The following is a 16656-nucleotide window of genomic DNA, read 5'->3' on the forward strand; positions in this document are numbered from 1 at the left end:
AGAGCCCGCGCCGGCGGCAGAGCCTACGCCGGCGGCAGAGCCCGCGCCGGCGGCTGAGCCCGCGCCGGCTCCCGCAGCTGCTCCCGCCCCCGCTGCAGCTCCCGCACCCGCTCCCGCCCCGGCTCCGGCACCCGCCGCCCCGGCAGCGGCGCCCGCCGCGAGCGACGACTCGGACGGCATCGCCTACGTGACGCCGCTCGTCCGCCGTCTCGCTCAGCAGCAGGGCGTCGATCTCGCCACCGTCAAGGGAACGGGCGTCGGCGGGCGTATCCGCAAGGAAGACGTCCTCAAGGCGGCCGAGGCCGCCTCTGCTCCTGCGCCCGCGCCGGCCGCGGCGTCGGCACCGACGGCGGTACCTCTCGAGGTGTCGCCGCTGCGCGGCACGACCCAGCCGATGTCGCGCCTGCGGAAGGTGATCGCCGAGCGTGCCGTCGCGTCGATGCAGGCCACGGCCCAGCTCACGACGGTCGTCGAAGTCGATGTCACGAAGCTGTCCGCCTATCGCGATGCGGTCAAGGCCGACTTCCAGGCGAAGACCGGCGACAAGCTGTCGTTCCTGCCGTTCTTCGCTGTCGCGGCGGTCGAGGCGCTGCAGGCGTTCCCGATCATCAACGCGACCGTCGACGGCAGCGACATCGTCTACCCCGCGAGCGAGAACATCTCGATCGCGGTCGACACCGAGCGCGGCCTCCTCACGCCTGTCGTGAAAGACGCCGGCGGCAAGACTCTCGCGCAGTTCGCGCGTGAGATCGCCGACCTCGCCGCCCGAACCCGCGACAACAAGCTCAAGCCCGACGAGCTCGCCGGCGGCACCTTCACGCTGACGAACACCGGGTCGCGTGGCGCGCTGTTCGACACGCCGATCGTGTTCCTGCCGCAGTCGGCCATCCTGGGTCTCGGTGCCGTCGTCAAGAAGCCCGGTGTGGTGGCCGTGGACGGCAAGGACGCGATCTCGGTGCGCTCCTACGTGTACCTGGCGCTCTCCTACGATCACCGCATCATCGACGGCGCGGATGCCGCGCGCTTCCTCGGGGCGGTCAAGGCGCGGCTCGAGGCGGCGGACTTCCAGGGCCAGCTCGGCATCTGATCCGCTCCGGCGGGCCGGATCATGGCTGCTGCGCGACGTCATGGACGTCGCGCAGCAGCCATTTCTCGTCCGAGCGGATGAGGACGGCGAGCTGAGAGGGCAGAGAGGCGCCGGTCGCGTCCACCCGCAGCACCGCCACATCCCCGAAATCGTCCAGGAGCGTCACCGTCCGGTCCGCCGGCGGCAGGTCGATCGCGCCGCCTGCGAGTGACCTCGTCGGATCGGCTACGACTCCCGCGATGCAGGCACCGTCGCCACCGCATGCCACGCGGGCGTCGAGCAGCGCGACCCCGACAGCGGCCAGATCCGGCGTCTCCCTCGGCTCGGCGTGCGTGTCTTCCGCGCCGTGCTCTTCCGGGGCCGCGCTGCTCGGCTCGGCAGGTGCCGCCGCCTCCCCGCCGGTCGCCGATGGGACCGGCGCCGTGCCGGTGTCGCCCACCTCGTCGCCCGCGGCCGGCCACAGCACCCCGCCCGCGAGAATCGCCGCCGCCACGGCCCCGCCGACGATCCAGGGCGTGCGCCGGCGAGATGGCCTCGTGCGTGCGCGACGCCAGAGGCCGGTCGTCACGCGCGATACCGTGTCGGCGAGATCGCCGTCCACGTGGCCGATGAGCGACTGCCAGCTCGGGCGCTGCGGATCGGCGACCGTCGCCGGCGAGCCGTCTCGTGAGGCGGGCGCGGCACCGGCTGCGCCGCGCGGGCTCAGCGTCATCGTCGCGAGCGGCTCGGGTGATGTCACATCGAACAACGCATCCTCTGCCTCGAGCAGCTCACGGATCGACAGCCGCTCCGCCGCGATCGCGCGGACCGCGGCATCCCACGCCCGGCCCGCCCGCCCCTCGAGCAGCACGGTGCCCAGTGCTTCCGCACCTGCCTGTCGCGCGGACCGGGGCGAGACGTCGGTGGCCAGAACTGGGCGGCCGCCATCGTCGAGCCACCACTCCCCCGTGAGATCTGGAGTCGCGGAGAGCTCGGCGCATCCGCGCAGCACGCTCACCGCCAGAGTCAGCGCCTCGCCGGTGCTCAGTGGCGCGCGACCCGCCCGGCGATGCAAGAACGTCTCGAGCGGCTCGGTCAGCACCGGCAGCACCACATCGTGCCCGTCGATCCGGCGAACCAGATCGAGGGGTGCGAGAACATGACCGCCCGGTGCGGCATCCCACCCGCTCCAGTCGGCGCTCAGAACGGCCGTGTCCACGAGCACCCGGGTGTCACCGGTCGCGGTGCGCACGAGCACGCCTGGCCACGGGCCGTCATCGGGGGCCCGCACCGTGCGCACCGCGCGATACGGCGACCTCAACGATCCGTCTTCGGCAGTCACATCGTCAGTCTCGACGGCGCCCGCGCGCGGATCGGTCGCGCCCGCGAAAGCTGTGGGCGAACAGCCGGCGCCAGAGCCTGGGGAGGAACCGAGGCGCGGCGTCCTGAAAGGTAGGCTGGAGGCATGGCCGCCCGCAGTACCGCACCCGAGAAGCGCCCTGGCTTCTTCGCGCAGATCCGCACCCTGTACACCTTCACGCAGAAGGAGTTCCGCTGGCTTCCGTTCCTGCTCGTCGGCATCCTGCTGCTGGGCATCGGCATCGGCGTGGGCGTCGGCTTCGCGATCCCGCCCGTCGCCGCCTGGAGCGTCATCCTGTGGGGAATCACAGGCCTCATGCTCGGCATCCTGGGTTCGCTCATGACGATGACCCGGCTGTCGACGCGCGCGATGTACAAGAAGATCGACGGGATGCCGGGCGCGACCGGCCACGTGCTCTCCACCTCGCTCGGCCGCCGCTGGGCTGCGAGCGAGATGCCGGTCGGCATCAACCCGAAGACGCAGGAGGCGGTCTATCGGGCCGTCGGACGCGGCGGTGTCGTGATCATCGGCGAAGGCGCGCGCGGTCGTCTCACGCGGCTGGTGAACGACGAGCGGTCGAAGGTGCAGCGCGTCGCCTCGGGAGTGCCGGTCACGGTGCTGTACGTCGGTCACGGCGACGACGAGGTGCCGATCGCCAAGCTGGCCTCGACCATCAAGGCGCTGCCGAAGAAGATCGATCGCTCGACGATGGCGGCCGTCATCAAGCGCATCGACTCGGTGTCGCAGTCGCTCACCTCGCTGCCCATCCCGAAGGGCATCGACCCGACCAAGGTGCGCGCGCCCCGTCCTCGCTGATCCTGCCTCCCGCCACCGCGGGTGTCAGGAGCGAACCAGCACGGTGCCGGCGGCCTTGTCGTGCAGTCCCCGCTGGTCGGCGTCCCAGATGACGGCGGGGATGACGACGATCAACAGGATCGTGCGGAGCACCGGACGCCAGAGCCCGACCCACGCGCCGTCGAGGCGCGCCAGCCGCAGGCCGAAGAGCCGGTGACCGGGGCTGCCCTGCAGAGTGGGCAGGAACACGATCTGGATCGCCGCGAAGATGGCGAGGATCGCCAGCGGATCCCAGCCGAAGAAGCCCGAGATGAGATAGGCGGCGCCGTAGTCGACGAACAGGGCGCCGACGCGGCGGCCGAGCCGGCCGATCGACCCCGATCCGTCGCGGGGCAGGCCGAGGCGCTCTCCGGGAAAGCTCTGCGCACTCTGGGTCACCCCACCAGCGTATCCAGGCGTCCGTAACATGCCGGAAACATAGGTGACACTGCCGGGCAATCCCCTCCGGGTACCGTGCACAGGAAGTCCGCGTCCCACGCGGGTCATCCCGAATGCCCTACCTCTGGAGCCTCAATGTTCAAAGATTCTTCCGAGGTGCTGACGTACATCAAGGACGAGGACGTGAAGTTCCTCGACATCCGGTTCACGGATCTTCCTGGCGTGCAGCAGCACTTCAACATTCCGGCAGCCACCGTCGACGAGGAGTTCTTCACCGTCGGCCAGCTGTTCGACGGCTCCTCGATCCGGGGCTTCGCGAACATCCACGAGTCGGACATGCAGCTGATCCCGGATGTCACGACCGCCTACCTCGACCCGTTCCGCGAGGCGAAGACGCTCATCATGGTCTTCGACATCTACAACCCGCGCACCGGCGAGATCTACGGCAAGGACCCGCGCCAGGTCGCGAAGAAGGCCGAGAAGTACCTCGCGTCGACGGGTATCGCCGACACCGCGTTCTTCGCCCCCGAGGCGGAGTTCTACATCTTCGACGACGTCCGCTACGACGTGAAGCAGAACCAGAGCTTCTACTTCGTGGACTCCGAAGAGGGCGCATGGAACAGCGGCCGTGTCGAAGAGGGCGGCAACCTCGCGAACAAGACCCCGTACAAGGGCGGCTACTTCCCCGTCTCGCCCGTCGACAAGCAGGCCGACCTCCGCGATGACATCTCGCTGAAGCTCATCGAGTCGGGACTGCACCTCGAGCGCTCGCACCACGAGGTGGGCACGGGCGGCCAGGCTGAGATCAACTACCGCTTCGACACCATGGTGCACGCGGCTGACGACATCCTGAAGTTCAAGTACATCGTCAAGAACACCGCGCTCGAGTGGGGCAAGGTCGCCACCTTCATGCCCAAGCCCCTCTTCGGCGACAACGGCTCGGGCATGCACACGCACCAGTCGCTGTGGCTCGAGGGCAAGCCCCTCTTCTTCGACGAGAAGGGCTACGCACAGCTGTCGGACACCGCCCGGTGGTACATCGGCGGCCTGCTCGCGCACGCTCCGGCGGTGCTGGCGTTCACGAACCCGACGCTCAACTCGTACAAGCGCCTGGTCAAGGGCTACGAGGCTCCGGTCAACCTGGTGTACTCGGCGGGCAACCGTTCGGCCGCCGTCCGCATCCCGATCACGGGCTCGAATCCGAAGGCCAAGCGCATCGAATTCCGGGCTCCGGACGCATCGGGCAACCCGTACCTCGCGTTCGCCGCGCAGCTGATGGCCGGCATCGACGGCATCATCAACCGCATCGAGCCGCACGAGCCGGTCGACAAGGACCTCTACGAGCTCCCGCCCGAGGAGGCCAAGAACATCCCGCAGGTGCCGAACTCGCTGCTGGACTCGCTCGAGGCTCTGCGTGCAGACCACGAGTTCCTCACCCGCGGCAACGTGTTCACGCCCGAGCTGATCGAGACCTGGATCGAGTACAAGATCGAGAACGAGATCCAGCCGCTCAACGCCCGTCCGCACCCGTTCGAGTACGAGCTGTACTTCAGCGTCTGATCGTTCTCGCACCACAGGGGCCCCGGGTGACCGGGGCCCTTTGCGTGCGGTCAGGATGCCGGTGCGCGCCGCCGCGGCACGCGGCATCCCTCACCCGTAGAAGAGCTTCTCGAACACTCGACGAGCGCGACGCGTCGTGCCGAGATAGTCCTCCTCCACCTGCGTCGCCGATCGCGGCGGATACTCGAGAAGCCGCCCGATGCCGTCGAGCTTGCTGCGGTCGACCGGCAGGACGTCGCTCGTCTTTCCCGAGAGCAGCGTGTTCGCCGAGCGGAGGCGGCTGGCCAGCCGCCATGCCTCGGCGAGCCGGTCGGCGGCGCCTGACGGGATCAACTCCGCCTCTTGAGCGGCGCGAAGCGCGTCGAGCGTCGAGGTCGTCCTCATCCCCGGGACGCGGTGCGCGTGCTGGAGCTGAAGGAGCTGCACGAGCCATTCCACATCGCTGAGCGATCCGGGGCCGAGCTTCAGGTGCCGTGACGGATCGACGCCCTGGGGCAGTCGTTCGGACTCGACGCGGGCCTTGATGCGCTTGATCTCGCGAACGGAGGCGAGCTCGACGGTCTCGGGATAGCGCATCCGATCGGCGAGCTGCGTGAAGGCGTCGATGAGCTTGCTGCTGCCGGCCACGCCGCGCGCGCGAAGGAGGGCCTGAGCCTCCCACGGAAGCGCCCACCGGCGGTAGTACTCCTCGTACGCGTCGAGAGAGCGCGCGATCGGGCCGTTGCGTCCCTCGGGGCGCAGGTCGGCATCCAGCTCGAGCGGAACGCGGTGGTCCTCGGAGTACGTCCGCAGCGCCGACACGAGTTTGACGGCGAGCTCCTGTGCCCGCTGCGGGTCGACTCCGTTCGCCCGGTAGACGTACATGACGTCCGCGTCCGACCCGAACCCGATCTCGGCGCCTCCGAACCGCCCCATGGCGATCACGGAGAAGTCCAGATCGGCCGCCTCGGCAGGCACCACCTCACGGCGTACCGCACGCAGCGTCGCCTGGATCGTGACGTCGGTGATCGTCGTCAGAGCGGCTGCGACCTCTTCGATCGTGATCGTGCCCAGGATCGCGGCCATCGCGGTGCGAAGCTGCTCGCGGCGCCGGAGCGCGCGGACGGCGCGCATGGCCTCGACGACCGTGTCATGACGCATCTGGATCGCCCGCGCCTCGTCCTGCAGGGCCACGCCCGAACGTGGTCGCAGCAGCGCCGGGTCGTCCAGCCAGGCGGCGGACTCGGGGATCCACTCCATGAGCTCGCCGACGTACCGCGAGCCCGAGAGCACGCGCGAGAGGCTTTCGGCCGCGCCGGAGGAGTCGCGCAGCATCCGCAGGAACCAGTGAGTGTCGCCCAGCCGCTCGCTGAGGCGCCGGAACGCGAGCAGCCCGTAGTCCGGATCCACCCCGTCGGCGAACCAGCGGATCATGACGGGCATGAGATGACGCTGGATGGTCGCCTTGCGGCTGAGACCGCTGGTGAGCGCCGCGATATGGCGCAGCGCGCCCGCCGGATCGGAGAAGCCGATCGCCGTCAACCGGTCGTGCGCCTGCTCTGTCGAGAGCACGCGCTCATCGGCGGGCAGGGCGGCGACGGCGGAGAGCAGCGGCCGGTAGAACAGGCGGACATGGATGTCGCGGACCTCGCGCTTGACCGATTCCCACAGCTGCCAGACGCCGTCGCCCGTATCGGAGAGACCGGACGATCGAGCCAGAACCCGCAGGTCTTCTGGACGCGAGGGCATGAGGTGGGTGCGTCGCAGCTGCCGCAGCTGCACCCGGTGCTCCAGCAGGCGCAGCACCCGGTAGTCACGCGAGAACGCGGATGCCTCGGAGCGGCCGATGTAGCCCTCGGTGACGAGCGCGTCCAGCGCGGCGAGCGTGCCGCGCTGGCGGATGCCCTCGTCCGACAGGCCGTGCACCAGCTGAAGCAGCTGGACCGTGAACTCGATGTCGCGGATCCCACCCGGACCCAGCTTGATCTGGTGAGGCACCTCCGCAGCCGGAATGTGCTCGGTGACCCGTTCACGCATGCGCTGCACGCTGTCGACGAAGTTCTCCCGGGCGGCGCTCGTCCAGACCTTCGGCTGCACGGCATCGATGTACGACGCGCCGAGCTGCTCGTCCCCCGCGATGGGACGGGCCTTCAGAAGCGCCTGGAACTCCCAGCTCTTCGCCCAGCGTTCGTAGTACGCCACATGCGAGTCCAGCGTTCGCACGAGCGCGCCCTGCTTTCCTTCGGGGCGCAGATTGGCATCGACCTCCCACAGCGGCGGTTCGATCTCGACTCCCGAGATGCCGCGCATGGTCTGGACGGCGAGGCGGGTGGCGATGTCGACGACGCGACTCTCGCCGAGCTCCTCCAGCACCGCGTCGTCGGCGCCGGCGGCAAAGATGACGTCCACGTCGCTGACGTAGTTGAGCTCCCGCGCTCCGGTCTTGCCCATCCCGATGATGGCGAGCCGGGTTGCGGCCACCTGCTCCCGGGGGAAGAGTCCGGCGCCGGCGGCGCCTCCCGACACACGGGTGCGCGCGACGGCGAGCGAGGCCTCGAGGGCAGCGCCGGCGGCATCCGCCAGCCGTGCCGTCACCGAGGCGATCTCGTCCACCGGCGATGCGCTCAGCAGATCGTAGGCGGCGATGCGCGCCAGCACCCGCCGATACCGCACACGCAGCGCGACCCAGGCAGCCTCGGTCCCCTCGGAGGCGAACCCGTCGATGGCGCCCACCGACTCGAGGAGGGTCGCCCGCATCTCATGATCGGACGGCAGGCTGAGCCCGGCATGCTGGAGTTCGGCGACCTCCGCGGGATGCCGAGCGAAGAAGTCGCCGAACCCCGTCGAGGCCCCGAGAAGCGCCCACAGCGCCCGCCAGCCCTGTGCCTGCTCCTGCACGCGACGGACGGCTCCGGCGTCCCGCCGTGCCAGGCGGGTGACGGCGCCCAGTGCCTCGTCGGGGTCGGCGGCGTAGGCCGCTCCTTCGAGCGCGGCCTCGCGCGGAACACCCGCCTCGTCGCTCAGCTCGCGGAGGAAGGCATCGGCCTCGGCGAGCCGGCTGAAACCGAGCCGCGCGAGAGGGGTGAGGGAGCCGGACCGTTCGCTCGCGGACATGCGTCGGCCGAGGTCAGAGCATCTCGAGGTTGTTCTTGAGCTCGAACGGCGTCACCTGCGAGCGGTAGTCCTGCCACTCGCGGCGCTTGTTGAGCAGCACGTAGTTGAAGACCTGCTCGCCGAGTGTCTCGGCCACGAGCTCGGACTCCTCCATGTACTCCAGCGCGTGATCGAGGCTCGCCGGCAGCGGGGCGTACCCGAGGGCGCGTCGCTCGGCGTCGGTGAGCGACCAGACGTTGTCTTCGGCCTCCGGCGGCAGCTCGTACTCGTTCTCGATGCCCTTGAGGCCGGCGGCCAGCATGAGCGCGAAGGACAGGTACGGGTTCGCGGCGGAATCCAGGGCACGGTACTCCACGCGCGAGGACTGGCCCTTGTTCGGCTTGTACAGCGGGACGCGCACCAGCGCGGACCGGTTGTTGTGGCCCCAGCAGATGAAGCTCGGGGCCTCGTCGCCGCCCCACAGCCGCTTGTAGGAGTTGACGAACTGGTTCGTGACCGCGGCGATCTCGTTCGCGTGGCGGAGCAGTCCCGCGATGAACTGTCGGCCGACCTTCGACAGCTGGTACTGCGCGCCTTCTTCGTAGAACGCGTTGACGTCGCCCTCGAACAGCGACATGTGCGTGTGCATGCCGCTTCCGGGCTTGCCCGTCAGGGGCTTGGGCATGAAGGTCGCGTAGACCCCCTGCTCGATCGCGACCTCTTTGATGACGGTGCGGAACGTCATGATGTTGTCGGCCGTGGCCAGAGCGTCGGCGTAGCGCAGATCGATCTCGTTCTGCCCGGGCCCGCCCTCGTGGTGGCTGAACTCGACCGAGATGCCCAGGTCTTCCAGCATGCGCACCGAGCGACGCCGGAAATCGTGCGCCGTGCCGCCGGGCACGTTGTCGAAGTAGCCGGCCGAGTCGACCGGCTCGGGACCCTCGGCGCCGAACGACGAGGACTTGAGCAGGTAGAACTCGATCTCGGGGTGGGTGTAGAAGGTGAAGCCGGCGTCGGCTGCCTTCGCCAGCGTGCGCTTGAGCACGTGCCGGGGGTCGGCGACCGCCGGCTGACCGTCGGGAGTCGTGATGTCGCAGAACATGCGCGCGGTCGGGTCGATCTCGCCGCGCCACGGCAGGGTCTGGAACGTGGTGGGGTCGGGGTGCGCCAGCAGATCCGACTCGTACGAGCGGGTCAGGCCCTCGATCGCCGAACCGTCGAAGCCCAGGCCCTCGCTGAAGGCGCCCTCGACCTCGGCCGGCGCGATCGCGACGGACTTCAGCGTGCCGATGACATCCGTGAACCACAGACGGACGAACTTGACGCCCCGTTCCTCGATCGTCCTCAGAACGAAGTCACGCTGCTTGTCCATCGCATCCTCTCCGGTGCCCGCTCCGCTGGGCGGCCCGCGCGGCCGATGCCAGACTACTGGTCGTCGCGCGCGTCTCCCGACACGCCGCTCCCCCAGGCATCGTCCCGCGCCTCGTCCTCAGCCCATGCGCGCGAGCGCTCCCTGAGGACCTCGGGCGCCTTCGCCGCCTCCTCAGGCGTGTCGAAAGGCCCGGCACGATCGATCGCGGGCGATTCGAAGCCCTTCTCGACCTCTCCGGTCTTCAGGTTGAACCAGTACTTCTCGCTGTCGCTCGTCATCGTGCACTCCTGGGATCGGGCTGCTCTCCGTCAGGTCCGATCCTAGTGACGCGAGTCTCGCCGAAGGGGCCATGACGGACTCTGGCTAGGCTGAGGCCATGGCATCTCACGTGGCACGCGCCGTCGGCGTCGACATCGGCGGCACCGGGATCAAAGCAGGCATCGTCGATCTCGATCGGGGTCAACTGGTCAGCGACCGTGTCAAGGTCTCCACGCCGGAGGGTGCGCGGCCGCCGGACGTCCTGAAGGCCGTCTCGGAGGTGCTCTCCACGCTCGGAGTCGGCGACGACGACTCGGTTCCGCTCGGAGTCGCCTTCCCGGCCATCGTCAAGAACGGGCGCACGCTGTCGGCGGCCAACGTGTCGGAGGAGTGGATCGACTTCGAGGCTGAGAAGTTCTTCGAGGACGGCCTGGGCCGCGACATCCACTTCGCCAACGACGCCGACGTCGCCGGCATCGCCGAGGTGCGGTACGGCGCGGCGAAGGACCAGGCGGGTCTCACGATCCTCACCACGCTCGGCACCGGCATCGGGTCGGCCCTGCTGTACAACGGCGTCCTCGTCCCGAATTCCGAGCTGGGCCATGTCCAGCGGGCCAAGCACGGCAAGGACGCCGAGGCGTACGCCGCCTACTCGGCGATGGAGCGACTGGAGCTGTCGTGGGAGGACTGGGCGGCGCGACTGCAGTGGTACTACAGCTACATCGAGTTCCTCTTCAGCCCCGACCTCTTCGTGGTCGGCGGTGGCGTCTCGAAGCACGCCGACAAGTTCCTGCACCTGCTCGACCTGAAGACACCGATCGTGCCGGCGGTCCACCGCAACAACGCGGGGATCATCGGGGCGGCAGCGCTCGCCCGCGACTGACGAGGCACCGCGCGCGAGAGGGCGAATGGGCCGGCCTGTACGCCGGGTTCTGTCCGGGGGCCGAAGCCCCGTGGACGGTCATCTCTCTCGGCGACACGTTGCCGTGCCGCTCCAGCGGCCTACCCGGGGACTCGGCGAGCCGCGTCAGCATCCCCTGTCTGGCCTTGCTCCGGGCGAGGTTTACCGTGCGGGTCGCGTCACCGCGACCCCGGTGGTCTCTTACACCACCCTTTCACCCTTACCCCGACCGAGGTCGGGGCGGTCTGCTCTCTGTGGCACTGTCTCGCGGATCACTCCGGGTGGGTGTTACCCACCGCCCTGCCCTGTGGAGCCCGGACGTTCCTCGGCGCGTGCGGCGAGCCGCCCGCGACGCGACCGTCCAGCCGACCCATTCGCTCGGCGAGTCTATCCCGGCGGCCTGAGCGCGCAGTCCGAGATCAGTCCTTGAGGGCTGTGCGGGTGATGCGCACGTCGAGTGGGAAGTCGAGGGGGAACGCGCCGAACAGGATCCGTCCCGCGGTGGCCGCGGCATCCCTCACCGCCTCAGCAGCGGCTTCGGCATGCTCCTGCGGAGCGTGCACGATGACCTCGTCATGGAGGAAGAACGCCAGATGAGCCTGGCGCGCGAACGCGGGACCGGATCTCGGTGCCGAGCGGTCGGCGGCGACGAGCGGAAGGGCGTGCAGGCGCGTCCGCAGATCTGCGAGCCACGCCAGCGCCCATTCGGCTGCCGTGCCCTGGACGATGAAGTTGCGGGTGAACCGGCCACGGTCGCGCGCCCAGCGCCGCGCGCGCGTCTCTTCGGCACCCGATGCCTCGGCCTCGGTGGCGCGGGACTGCGCCCGGCTCCATTCCCCTCCCGGCCGAGGCGAGGTGCGACCCAGCCAGGTCGACACGTCACCGCCGTCCTCGCCGGTTCGGGCGGCGGCGTCCACGAGGTCCATGGCGCGCGGGTACGCCCGGCGCAGGCGCGGCACGAGACGCCCGGACTCCCCGGTCGTGGCGCCGTACATCGCGCCCAGCATCGCGACCTTGGCTTCGGCACGAGTGGCCACGGCGCCGCTGTCGACGATGCCGGCGTAGAGGTCGCGCCCGCGCGCCGCGTCGGCCAGCGCCTCGTCGCCCGACATCGCCGCGAGCACGCGCGGCTCCAGCTGGGCGACGTCGGCGACGACCAGCACGAAGCCGGGATCGGCCGTCACCGCCTCGCGCAGCTGGCGGGGGATCTGGAGCGCGCCCCCACCCGACGACGCCCAGCGTCCGGTCACCACCCCGCCGGGGACGTAGACCGGCCGGAACCGGCCCTCGTGCACCCACTCGTCCAGCCACGCCCACCCGTTGGCCGACAGCAGACGCGACATCTTCTTGTACTCGAGCAGCGGTTCCACCACCGGATGACGCTGCCGGGCGAGCTCCCACCGGCTGGTGGATTCGACCAGGACGCCGACGCGGTGCAGGGACCGCAGCAGCTTCGGCTGCGAATCGAGGCTCGCTGCCGGGTCGCCGAGCGCTGTGCGCACGCGCGTCGCCGCGTCTGCGAGCTTGGCGGGCTGCGCGCCGGGAGTGCGCTCCCCCAGCACCTCGGTCAGGATGCGGTCATGCGCGGCGGCATCCCAGGGCAGGCCCGCCGCGCGCAGCTCGGCGGCCACCAGGGCACCGGCCGACTCGGCAGCCGTCAGCAGCCGCAGCCTGCCCGGATCGGCAGCGGTGGCGATCGCCTCCCGCTGACGGGAGAACTCCGCGATGGCCTCGTCCACATCCGCCGGCGGACCGACGGGTGAAGTCGGATCCTCGAGATCGAACAGCGCCGGCGCTGCGTCATCGGGCTCGACGAAGGCCACGACGTCCCACGCTCTTGCCGCGCGGACAGCTGCATCACCGGCGACGAGCGCCGAACCGGCGAGGATCAGATGGCAGAGCCGCAGGTCATGACAGCGAGCGACCCGTACCCCGGACTCCAGCAGAGCGGTGTACCACTGCGGGGTGTCGTGCCACACCCAGCGGGGCGACCATGTGGACTCGGCGCGCTCGACCCAGGGGGCCAGATCGGATGCCGCCACGCGGTGCCGTTCGAGCTCGGCTCCCGCGGGGTCGAGGTGAACGGCGAGCGCGCCGTTGGTGGTGCGTCCGAGGACGATCCAGGCCGGGGGTTCAGCCGCGTCCACGGCAGGTCACAGGCCGGACTCTCCGTCGCGGACGAGGATGCAGCCGCATTCCGGGCACGTCACCACAGCGTCGTCGGGCGCCTGGCGGAGCGCCTGGAGGTCGGTACCTGCGAGAACCATGCGGCACCCCTCGCACGTGCGAGCGCGCAGCAGCGCGGCTCCCGTGCCGCGCGCCGCGATCCGGTCGTACATGGCGAGCAGATCGGCGGGCACGGAGCCGGCCAGGGCGGCGCGATCCCGCGTGGCCCCGTCGAAGGCCGCGGTCGCCTCGGCGACCGCCCGCTTGGCCTCGCCGCTGAGCTCAGCGCCCTCGGCGTTGGTCGCGGCGATGAGCGCCTCCTGCTCTGCGACGGCGGCGTCGGCCAGCTCGAGACGCTCCATGAGCGCGAGCTCCGCGTCCTCCAGATCGCTCTTGCGGCGCGCGAGGGCGGCGAGCTCGCTCTCGAACCCCTGCGCCTCTTTGGAGTTGCTCGAACCGGCGAGGCGCGCGGCGTCGCGCGCCGCGCGGGCGTCGACCACGGCGACGTCGGATTCGATGCGCGACAGCTCGGTGCGCAGGTCGTCACGCAGGCCCAGCCGGGTGGTGAGCTCCTGTGAGAGCTGCTGCCGGCGCGCCAGCAGCTCCTGCACCCGCGCGGCCTGCGGAGGATTCTTGCGGGCGCGATCGGCCTGGACGATGCGCTCGTCGAGCTGGGCGACGTCGACGAGGCGACGCTGATCTGCGGGGCTGGCGTTCACGTGGGCCCTGCCGGGATCGAACCGACGACATCCACGGTGTAAACGTGGCGCTCTACCAGCTGAGCTAAAGGCCCATGGCCGACAGTCTACGAGGTGCGTCCGCACCGTCCCGAACTCGGTAGGCTGGCAGGCGGTGCGTTGTGCAGGGCTGACAAAGCCCGCCCCGTTCCGGTAGCCATTCCCTGGCACGATCTGCCAGACGACGAAAGGTCATCTGTGACTGTCAACGATCAGGATCCGTACTCGCAGGACCCCCTCGACAGCGATCCCGATGAGACCGCCGAGTGGCAGGAATCCCTGCAGCAGCTCGTGCAGGCCAAGGGCCACGGGCGCGGGCGCGAGATCATGCTCAGCCTGCTGCAGACCTCGCACGAGCTTCAGCTCAATGTGCCGCAGGTGCCCACTACCGACTACATCAACACCATCGCGCCCGACAACGAGCCCGAGTTCCCCGGTGACGAGGAGCTCGAGCGGCGCTACCGCCGGTGGATCCGCTGGAACGCCGCACTCACGGTGCACCGCGCACAGCGTCCCGGCATCGGCGTCGGCGGTCACATCTCGACGTACGCGTCGTCCGCGTCGCTGTACGAAGTCGGCTTCAACCACTTCTTCCGCGGCCTGGACGACCCCAACGGCGGCGACCAGGTCTTCATCCAGGGCCACGCCTCCCCCGGGATCTATGCCCGCTCGTTCCTCGAGGGCCGCCTCACAGAGACGCAGCTCGACGGATTCCGCCAGGAGAAGTCGAAGGCGCCAGACGGACTGCCCTCCTACCCGCACCCTCGGCTCATGCCGGAGTACTGGCAGTTCCCCACGGTCTCGATGGGTCTGGGCCCGATCAACGCCATCTACCAGGCGATGACGAACAAGTACCTCACGAACCGCGGCATCAAGGATCTGTCCGACTCTCGGGTGTGGGCTTTCCTCGGCGACGGCGAGATGGACGAGGTCGAGAGCCGTGGCCAGCTGCAGGTCGCGGCGAACGAGGGCCTCGACAACCTGACCTTCGTCGTCAACTGCAACCTCCAGCGTCTGGACGGCCCCGTCCGCGGCAACGGCAAGATCATCCAGGAGCTCGAGAGCTTCTTCCGCGGCGCCGGCTGGAACGTCATCAAGGTCGTCTGGGGCAGCGGCTGGGACGAGCTGCTGTCGAAGGACGTCGACGGTGCGCTCGTGCACCTCATGAACACCACGCCCGACGGCGACTTCCAGACGTACCGCGCCGAGGACGGCGGCTTCATCCGCGAGCACTTCTTCGGTCGTGACGAGCGGACCGCCGCGCTGGTGAAGGACTGGTCGGACGAGGACATCTGGGGTCGCCTCCGCCGCGGCGGGCTCGACTACCGCAAGGTCTACGCCGCGTACAAGGCCGCCGCCGAGCACAAGGGTCAGCCGACGGTCATCCTTGCCAAGACCATCAAGGGCTACGGTCTCGGTCACCACTTCGAGGGCCGCAACGCGACCCACCAGATGAAGAAGATGACCCTTCAGGACCTCAAGTACTTCCGCGACTCGATGCGGATCCCGATCACCGACGCGCAGCTCGACGAGAACCCGTACGAGCCGCCGTACTACAACCCGGGACCCCAGGACGAGACGATCCAGTACATGCTGGAGCGCCGCAAGGAGCTCGGCGGCTTCCTGCCGGAGCGCCGCTCGCACCACGTCGGGCTGCAGCTTCCCGGCGACGACGCCTACGCGCTGCCGAAGAAGGGCTCGGGCACGCAGGAGATCGCCACGACGATGGCCTTCGTGCGTCTGCTCAAGGACCTCCTGCGGGCCAAGGACTTCGGGCACCGGATCGTCCCGATCATCCCGGACGAGGCTCGCACGTTCGGCATGGACGCGTACTTCCCCACCGCGAAGATCTACAACCCGCACGGACAGAACTACACGTCGGTCGACCGCGAGCTGCTCCTCGCCTACAAGGAGAGCCCGCAGGGCCAGATCCTGCACGTCGGCATCAACGAGGCCGGCGCGGTCGCCGCGTTCACCGCGGCGGGCACGTCCTACTCGACGCACGGCGAACCGCTGATCCCCGTCTACGTCTTCTACTCGATGTTCGGCTTCCAGCGCACCGGCGACGCGCAGTGGGCCGCGGGCGACCAGATGGCGCGCGGGTTCATCATCGGCGCGACCGCGGGTCGCACGACGCTCACCGGTGAGGGACTCCAGCACGCCGACGGGCACTCGCAGCTGCTCGCGTCGACCAACCCGGCCACCGTCTCCTACGACCCGGCCTACGGCTACGAGATCGCGCACATCGTGCGTTCGGGCATCGAGCGCATGTACGGAGGGAACCACCCGGATCCCAACGTCATGTACTACCTCACGGTCTACAACGAGCCGCTGGTGCAGCCGGTCGAGCCCGCCGATGTGGACGTCGACGGGATCGTGCGCGGCATCCACCGCATCTCGTCGCCCGAGGGCGACGGCCCGCGTGCGCAGATCCTCGCGTCCGGTGTCGGCGTCCCGTGGGCGCTCGAGGCGCAGCAGCTGCTCCGCGACGACTGGGGCGTGCAGGCGGACGTGTGGTCGGTCACCTCGTGGACGGAGCTTCGCCGCGACGGCCTCGCCGCCGACGAGCACAACTTCCTCCACCCGGAGGCAGAGCCCAAGACGGCGTACGTCACCGAGAAGCTCAAGGACACCCCCGGTCCCGTCGTCGCGGTGAGCGACTTCATGCACGCTGTGCAGGACCAGATCCGCCCGTGGGTGCAGCACCGCTTCGTGACCCTCGGGGCCGACGGCTTCGGCTTCTCCGACACGCGCCCGGCGGCACGTCGATTCTTCAAGATCGACGGCCCGTCGATCGTTGTGCGGACGCTGCAGGCCCTCGCAGCGGACGGCACCGTCGACCGCGGCCTTGCTGCACAGGCCATCGAGAAGTACCGCCTGCACGATGTGACCGCCGGAACGAGTGGGAACTCGGGCGGCGAGAGCTGACCC

12 protein-coding genes, 1 tRNA gene and 1 other RNA gene are annotated in these 16656 nt (G+C 69.7%); 5 read left to right on the forward strand and 9 right to left on the reverse strand.

Features of this window, described 5'->3' with window-relative positions; translation table 11 throughout:
• A partial coding sequence (sucB, locus tag WYM_RS17235; RefSeq protein WP_019182095.1) for a 2-oxoglutarate dehydrogenase, E2 component, dihydrolipoamide succinyltransferase occupies positions 1-1087 on the forward strand: 1087 nt, incomplete at its 5' end.
• Positions 1088-1106: 19 nt separating this feature from the next.
• Here sucB and WYM_RS17240 read toward each other — a convergent pair.
• On the reverse strand, positions 1107-2408 hold the full coding sequence (locus WYM_RS17240) for a hypothetical protein (protein ID WP_157525334.1): 1302 nt from the start codon (positions 2406-2408) through the stop codon (positions 1107-1109).
• Between the two features lie 123 nt (positions 2409-2531).
• Here WYM_RS17240 and WYM_RS17245 point away from each other — a divergent pair, with 123 nt between their 5' ends.
• Complete coding sequence (locus WYM_RS17245) at positions 2532-3242, forward strand: DUF4191 family protein (protein ID WP_019182097.1); 711 nt, start codon at positions 2532-2534, stop codon at positions 3240-3242.
• Positions 3243-3266: 24 nt separating this feature from the next.
• Here WYM_RS17245 and WYM_RS17250 read toward each other — a convergent pair whose 3' ends face one another.
• Positions 3267-3659 carry an RDD family protein gene (locus WYM_RS17250; protein ID WP_019182098.1) on the reverse strand — a complete coding sequence of 131 codons (393 nt, stop codon included), beginning with the start codon at positions 3657-3659 and terminating at the stop codon, positions 3267-3269.
• 135 nt (positions 3660-3794) lie between these two features.
• Between WYM_RS17250 and glnA (WYM_RS17255) the strand changes: the two genes are divergently transcribed.
• Positions 3795-5219 (forward strand): type I glutamate--ammonia ligase, encoded by a 1425-nt coding sequence (gene glnA, locus WYM_RS17255; protein ID WP_019182099.1) that lies wholly within the window; start codon positions 3795-3797, stop codon positions 5217-5219.
• Positions 5220-5309: 90 nt separating this feature from the next.
• Here glnA (WYM_RS17255) and WYM_RS17260 read toward each other — a convergent pair whose 3' ends face one another.
• The 3 genes from WYM_RS17260 to WYM_RS17270 are packed head-to-tail and all read right to left on the reverse strand — an operon-like array spanning position 5310 to position 9941.
• A complete protein-coding gene (locus WYM_RS17260; protein WP_019182100.1) occupies positions 5310-8312 on the reverse strand; it encodes a bifunctional [glutamine synthetase] adenylyltransferase/[glutamine synthetase]-adenylyl-L-tyrosine phosphorylase in 3003 nt (1000 codons plus the stop codon).
• A gap of 13 nt (positions 8313-8325) precedes the next feature.
• Complete coding sequence (gene glnA, locus WYM_RS17265; protein ID WP_019182101.1) at positions 8326-9663, reverse strand: type I glutamate--ammonia ligase; 1338 nt, start codon at positions 9661-9663, stop codon at positions 8326-8328.
• 53 nt (positions 9664-9716) lie between these two features.
• Positions 9717-9941 (reverse strand): hypothetical protein, encoded by a 225-nt coding sequence (locus WYM_RS17270; RefSeq protein WP_019182102.1) that lies wholly within the window; start codon positions 9939-9941, stop codon positions 9717-9719.
• A 98-nt stretch (positions 9942-10039) separates the two neighbouring features.
• On the opposite strand from WYM_RS17270, the gene ppgK reads away from it, so the two are divergent.
• A complete protein-coding gene (gene ppgK, locus WYM_RS17275; RefSeq protein ID WP_019182103.1) occupies positions 10040-10804 on the forward strand; it encodes a polyphosphate--glucose phosphotransferase in 765 nt (254 codons plus the stop codon).
• A 22-nt stretch (positions 10805-10826) separates the two neighbouring features.
• On the opposite strand, the gene rnpB is transcribed toward ppgK, so the two are convergent.
• From rnpB to WYM_RS17290, 4 genes are all read right to left on the reverse strand, one after another.
• Positions 10827-11195, reverse strand: an RNA gene (gene rnpB, locus WYM_RS21270) — RNase P RNA component class A.
• 46 nt (positions 11196-11241) lie between these two features.
• Positions 11242-12969, reverse strand: a complete 1728-nt coding sequence (locus WYM_RS17280; protein WP_019182104.1) for a bifunctional 3'-5' exonuclease/DNA polymerase — start codon at positions 12967-12969, stop codon at positions 11242-11244.
• Between the two features lie 6 nt (positions 12970-12975).
• Positions 12976-13707: a zinc ribbon domain-containing protein gene (locus tag WYM_RS17285; protein ID WP_019182105.1), complete on the reverse strand. Its 732-nt coding sequence runs from the start codon at positions 13705-13707 to the stop codon at positions 12976-12978.
• A gap of 1 nt (position 13708) precedes the next feature.
• Positions 13709-13781, reverse strand: a tRNA-Val gene (locus tag WYM_RS17290).
• A 142-nt stretch (positions 13782-13923) separates the two neighbouring features.
• On the opposite strand from WYM_RS17290, the gene aceE reads away from it, so the two are divergent.
• Positions 13924-16653: a pyruvate dehydrogenase (acetyl-transferring), homodimeric type gene (gene aceE / locus WYM_RS17295; protein WP_019182106.1), complete on the forward strand. Its 2730-nt coding sequence runs from the start codon at positions 13924-13926 to the stop codon at positions 16651-16653.
• The last annotated feature ends 3 nt before the right edge of the window (positions 16654-16656 follow it).

It is taken from the genome of Microbacterium yannicii PS01, assembly GCF_000304335.1.
GTDB lineage: Bacteria > Actinomycetota > Actinomycetes > Actinomycetales > Microbacteriaceae > Microbacterium > Microbacterium yannicii_A.

What these genes read in the sequence shown, in the direction of transcription:
- glnA (WP_019182101.1), bottom strand. Translation starts at nt 9,663, where the DNA reads ATGGACAAGCAGCGTGACTTCGTTCTGAGGACGATCGAGGAACGGGGC.
- WYM_RS17260 (WP_019182100.1), bottom strand. Translation starts at nt 8,312, where the DNA reads ATGTCCGCGAGCGAACGGTCCGGCTCCCTCACCCCTCTCGCGCGGCTC.
- WYM_RS17270 (WP_019182102.1), bottom strand. Translation starts at nt 9,941, where the DNA reads ATGACGAGCGACAGCGAGAAGTACTGGTTCAACCTGAAGACCGGAGAG.
- WYM_RS17245 (WP_019182097.1), top strand. Translation starts at nt 2,532, where the DNA reads ATGGCCGCCCGCAGTACCGCACCCGAGAAGCGCCCTGGCTTCTTCGCG.
- ppgK (WP_019182103.1), top strand. Translation starts at nt 10,040, where the DNA reads ATGGCATCTCACGTGGCACGCGCCGTCGGCGTCGACATCGGCGGCACC.
- glnA (WP_019182099.1), top strand. Translation starts at nt 3,795, where the DNA reads ATGTTCAAAGATTCTTCCGAGGTGCTGACGTACATCAAGGACGAGGAC.